This window comes from Kurthia sibirica (assembly GCF_003143975.1).
Classification (GTDB): domain Bacteria; phylum Bacillota; class Bacilli; order Bacillales_A; family Planococcaceae; genus Kurthia; species Kurthia sibirica.
The window spans coordinates 1-5631 of sequence record NZ_QFVR01000044.1 but is presented as its reverse complement, the minus strand read 5'-3'; the positions used below and the strand labels follow the sequence as shown (position 1 = coordinate 5631).

Here is a 5631-nt window from a genome sequence, read left to right as displayed (position 1 = left end):
TCGCAAACTCATTGCGCGCCGCAAAAGCGTCGCCAATTGGTGGATGAATTAAATCGGGTGGTGAACCTGGAATCGTACGTAATAGTTCATCCGATTTGTTTTCCAAATCAGGCATTGAACCAAGTAACCCCCAAGTATACGGATGCTTAGGATTGTAGAAAATTTCATCCACTGTCCCATATTCGACAATTTGACCAGCGTACATAACCGCTACATTATCAGCTACATTAGCTACTACACCTAAATCATGTGTGATGAAAATAATGGATGTACTACTATTACGCTGAATATCTTTCATCAATTCCAGTATTTGCGCTTGAATCGTTACATCTAGTGCAGTTGTTGGTTCATCGGCGATTAATAATTTTGGATCTGCCGCTAATGCAATCGCGATAACAACACGTTGACGCATACCACCTGAAAACTCATGTGGGTATTGGTTAAAACGTTTTTCTGGATATGGAATACCCACTTCCGTTAATAGCTCAATTGCGCGGCGTTTGGCTTCTGATTTTTGTGTTGATTTCTTATGTTTTAAAATCACTTCCATAATCTGTTTACCGACCTTCATCGTTGGATTCAATGCCGTCATCGGATCTTGGAAAATCATCGCAATTTCATTACCGCGTATTTTTGTCATTTCATTTTCTGTACATTTTACTAAATCCTTGCCATTAAAAAGAATTTCTCCGCCTGCATAAATGCCTGGTGGCTGTGGAATTAATTTCATCAACGCATTACTCGTAACGGATTTACCTGAGCCTGATTCACCTACGATAGCCAATGTCTTTCCTTTCTCTAGTGAAAAGTTAACACCACGTACCGCCTGTACAGTTCCAGCATATGTTTTAAAATTGATTTTCAAATCTTTTACTTCTAAAATTGTTTCAGCCATTTTTTTCCACACCTCCTATTTTCTTAGTTTTGGATCAAGTGCATCGCGCAATCCATCACCAATGGCGTTGAATGCGAAGATCGTCACCGAAATAAATAATGCTGGGAATATTAAACGCCATGGTGCAGTATCAATGGCATTATTCCCTTCTGAAGCCATCGTTCCCCAACTCGCCTGTGGTTGTGATACACCCAGACCAATATAAGATAGGAATGACTCCGTGAAAATAGCACTTGGAATTGTTAACGTCATTGTTACAATAATAGCTCCCAAAGCATTTGGTACTAAGTGGCGCATGATTAAATGTCCTGTACGTCCGCCTAGTGTGCGAGCTGCCAGTACATATTCTTGATTTTTGATTGATAATACTTCACCACGTACGATACGGGCCATATTTACCCAACCTGTAATCGATAACGCGATAATCATTGGGAGTAATCCTGGTTGCATAACAACTAGTAAGATGATTACAACTAATAGATAAGGAACCGCTGTTAAAACATCTGCAATACGCATCATAATATCATCGACACGTCCGCCTGCTAAACCAGCGATTGAGCCCCATGCAACACCGATAATTAAATCGATAATAGCCGCAGAAAGACCGATGAATAATGAAATTCGTGCACCATACCAAACACGCGTAAAGACATCACGTCCTAAATCATCTGTACCAAACCAGTTTTTGGCACTCGGCGGGTGATTGAAATTACCAAGAACATCCGAATATTTATAAGGAGATAACCATGGTACGAAAATTGCCATTAATGCGACGATAGTAATAATGATTAAACCAACAATGGCTAATTTATTATGCGAAAAACGATGCCAAACTTCCGACCAAAACGATACGGATTTTTTTGCGAGCTGATCATTTTTACTATTATCTATTCCGACGATATTAAATTTTTCGACAGGGATTTTTTGTGTCATGATTTTTTCGCTCCTTTAAATTTAATTCGAGGATCGATTACGCTATACAAGATATCTACAAGCAATACTGCAAATAATAAAATAATTGAGTAGAATACTGTTGTACCCATGATTACGGTGTAGTCACGATTGGTAATAGATGTTACAAAATATTTACCTAAACCTGGAATCGCGAATATTTGTTCAACGATGAAACTACCTGTTACAACGCCGGCAGTTAACGGTCCCAAATATGTAACAACTGGCAATAGCGCATTTCGCAAAGTATGTTTGAAAACAGTCGTCCATTTTCCTAAGCCTTTTGCACGTGCCATCTTCACATATTCACTATGATTTTGTTCAAGCATACTTGAACGAGTTAACTTCGCAATGAAGCCCATGTGAGTAAAGGCGATTGCTAAAGCAGGTAATATACTGTATTTAAAACCATCCCAACCTCCTATTGGTAGCCAGTGTAATTTTAAACCGATAAAATATTGTAATAAACCGGCCAAAATAAAGGACGGTACAGAAATACCGAGTACAGCGATTGTTGTCGCTAAGTAATCGGGAAATTTATTATGATAAAGTGCCGAAACAACACCAATCAGTACACCAAGTCCTACAGCGAGGAGCATGGCCTCTATACCTAAGGTTAGAGATACGGGGAAACTCTCGGAGATCATATCATTTGTGGAACGATCCTTGTATTTCATTGATTGCCCAAAATCTAATTTTGCTGTTTGTACTAAGTAATCCTTATACTGAACATACCAAGGATTATCTAAACCATATTGGGCATTTAACTGGGCAGTAATTTCAGGTGGGAAATTTTTTTCAGATGCGAATGGGCTACCAGGAGCTATACGCATTAAAAAGAATGTAATTGTAACAATAACAAATAATGCTACTAAAATATAAGCGAGTCTCTTTAATAAATAATTAATCATTTCACTACCTCCTTCATGATTTTTCAAATAGAAAAGAGCTACCTTAATCGAAATTCTCGACTAAGAGTAGCCCCTTTTAATACTTTAAATGATAGGGTTAGACTACTTCGTCTAGCCGCCTATTATTTATTTCTCGATTTTAACATCTTTTAAGCTAATTTCGCCTAAGCTTGTTGGAGCCATGTTTTTAACATAATCTTTTTCAACCCAAAGGTTTGTATAGAAGTAAACTGGTGCAACTGGGAATTCAGTCATCAGAATCTTCTCACCATCTTTAAGAAGTTTTTCACGCTTAGCTTCATCTGTTTCTTTTACTGCTTTTTTCATTAAATCAGTGTATTCTTTGTTTTCCCAACCAGTATCGTTGTTACCATTTTTAGCAGAATCATAACGCTCTAAGAATGTGTAAGCATCGTTATAGTCAGCAATCCAACCCATACGTCCTACAGTGTAGTCAAGTGAAGACATTTTGTCTAAGAATACTTGCCACTCAGAGTTGTCGATTTTTGTTGTAATACCTAAGTTCTTAGTCCAACCCTCTTGGATGTACTGTGCGATTGCAGCATGTGCTTCTGAAGTGTTGATTGAGATATTGATTTTAACGTCTTTCGCATCTTTAATACCTAGTTCTTCCATACCTTTAGCTAAAGCTTTTTTCGCTTCGTCTAAATTATTATCTGTAATATAACCACGATCATCTTCGAATCCAGCGATTGCAGTTGGAACCATACCAAGTGCTGGTGTTTGTTCCCCTTTAACTACGTTATCAATTAGTCCTTGACGGTCAATTGATAGTGCTAAAGCTTTACGAATGTTTACATTTTTAGTAAACTCGCCAGTCGTATTCATTTTATACTCATAGATTGCAGCATAATCTTCAATATTTAGAGATTTATCTTTTTTGTAACCATCGATTGCATCAAGTGGAACTGTTTGGAATGGTGAACCAAGGAAATCGATCTCGTTATTTTTGAACATACGATTTGCAGTTGCTTCTGATTCAACCATTTTGATATTAACATTGTTTAGAGATACAGCTTCTTTATCCCAATAGCTGTCGTTCTTTTTAAGTGTAAGAGAAGCTGAGTGTTTCCAGTCTGATAATGTGAATGGTCCGTTTGATACGTAACCTTCTCCACCTTCAGCAGACCATTTTTTATTTTCTGTTGCTACTTTTTCATTTACTGGCATCGCCGTATAGAAAGCAGTAATTTCAGTGAAATATGGTGTAGGGTTTTCTAAAGTAACGACTAATGTTTTATCGTCTTTCACTTCGATACCTACATCTTCAACTTTACCTTTACCAAGGTTGAATGCTTCAGCACCTTTGATTGAGTAAAGAATTGAAGCATATTCAGAAGCATTTTTAGGATTTAAAGCAAATTCCCAAGCATATTTGAAGTCTTTTGCCGTTACAGCATCACCATTTGACCATTTAGAATCACGTAGGTGGAATGTGTATGTTTTTTTGTCATCGCTTACATCAATTTTCTCAGCGACAGCCGGTTGAACTTTACCATCTTTATCAACGCGCGTTAAACCTTCAAATACTGAGCGTAAAACTGCACCTGAAGTACTGTCTGTCGCTAGTTGTGGATTTAAGCTTGGTGGCTCTGATGGAATAACAAGATTTAAATCTTGTTTAGAATCTTTCCCCTTACCGCTATCTTTTGTACCTTCTTCTTTTTTACCCCCGAAACCACATGCCGCTAGCACTAACATTACGATTGAAATAAGTGCTAACAATACCGTTTTCTTTTTCATGAAAATCCCCCTCTTTGAACTTTTTATTTAAAATAGAAAAACAGCTACGTTGTATAGCTAATTACTATAATATCAAAATGTATTGAAAATTAAAAACATTATTTTTCAAAAAGTTAGAAAATTTTATATTTTTCTAATATTTTAACAAAAGAAGAGCGATTTTATCGATTTTTGACAAAAAATTACTATTGAATGGTGCATCGATTTTCGCTTTTTTTCACTTTCCGAAATAAATAACTGCATCTTTTATCACACTACCCCGCTAGTGTAATAAAATAAAAATAGACCAATTTACATTAAATCTCTCTATTTTGACACTATTTCTCTTTTATTCTTCAATATTCCATAATAGCTATTTAACGGTATTTGTTTTTTTGTTAAACGATGAAATTTTACCAATACGACTAATTTCTTTCTGAATTAATTACATAAAATTATCTCAATATAATAATATACACAAATTACTATCTATCTATTCAATAAAAGAATATGCGTTTCTACTATTAAAATATGCATTTACTCATTTCATCATTTTTAGACGCAAAAAAGAATCATTCACATGCTCTAAAATAGATGTCACTTTTTCTATTCGTTTGTTTCCTATGAATACAAATCGATCGCTTTATACTTTTATTTAGTAAATCTTCGTACGAAAAAGAGCAAACCATCCCACTCTAAATTCATATGCCTTACATTTCTAGCCGTTTCTTTGCTGTGGAACTCTTTCTAAAAAATCATTTGAATCCTATCGATTAAAACTAAAAAACCGCAACAATTCACAATGGAATTGTTGCGGTTTTATTTATTATTTATGACGCCAAGTGTTAATTTGCTCATCTGTACCAAAGACAAAATGCCCTGGGAATACTTCATGTGACTTACCATGTTCCCCTGTTTCCTCATGTGCATAAGGAATACGTGTACGTGTTGCTTCTGATCGTGGATCTGGCAATGGAATTGCTGATAGTAGTGATTTTGTATATGGATGCACCGGATGATAATAAATATCTTCAGATGTACCTAATTCTAAAATCTGTCCATTGCGCATAACTGCGATACGGTCCGAAATATATTTAACCATCGAAAGATCATGAGCGATGAATAAATACG

At 36.0% G+C, this 5631-nt stretch carries 5 protein-coding genes; all 5 read right to left on the bottom strand.

All coding sequences use genetic code 11. The features are described 5' to 3' along the window. Positions 1-895, bottom strand: an 895-nt coding sequence (locus DEX24_RS16565; protein WP_109307487.1) for an ABC transporter ATP-binding protein, incomplete at its 3' end; no start/stop codon positions are given. A gap of 15 nt (positions 896-910) precedes the next feature. Then, a complete protein-coding gene (locus DEX24_RS16560; RefSeq protein WP_109307486.1) occupies positions 911-1828 on the bottom strand; it encodes an ABC transporter permease in 918 nt (305 codons plus the stop codon). Beyond that, complete coding sequence (locus DEX24_RS16555) at positions 1825-2757, bottom strand: ABC transporter permease (RefSeq protein ID WP_109307485.1); 933 nt, start codon at positions 2755-2757, stop codon at positions 1825-1827. Before DEX24_RS16555 ends, DEX24_RS16560 begins: the two co-directional genes overlap by 4 nt. Positions 2758-2883: 126 nt before the next feature. After that, a complete protein-coding gene (locus tag DEX24_RS16550) occupies positions 2884-4521 on the bottom strand; it encodes a peptide ABC transporter substrate-binding protein (protein WP_170112987.1) in 1638 nt (545 codons plus the stop codon). Positions 4522-5326: 805 nt separating this feature from the next. Next, a partial coding sequence (locus DEX24_RS16545; protein WP_487246499.1) for an ABC transporter ATP-binding protein occupies positions 5327-5631 on the bottom strand: 305 nt, incomplete at its 5' end.

Excerpts from the sequence above, each read along its gene's own strand:
- DEX24_RS16560 (WP_109307486.1), bottom strand. The coding sequence starts at position 1,828 with ATGACACAAAAAATCCCTGTCGAAAAATTTAATATCGTCGGAATAGAT.
- DEX24_RS16555 (WP_109307485.1), bottom strand. The coding sequence starts at position 2,757 with ATGATTAATTATTTATTAAAGAGACTCGCTTATATTTTAGTAGCATTA.
- DEX24_RS16550 (WP_170112987.1), bottom strand. The coding sequence starts at position 4,521 with ATGAAAAAGAAAACGGTATTGTTAGCACTTATTTCAATCGTAATGTTA.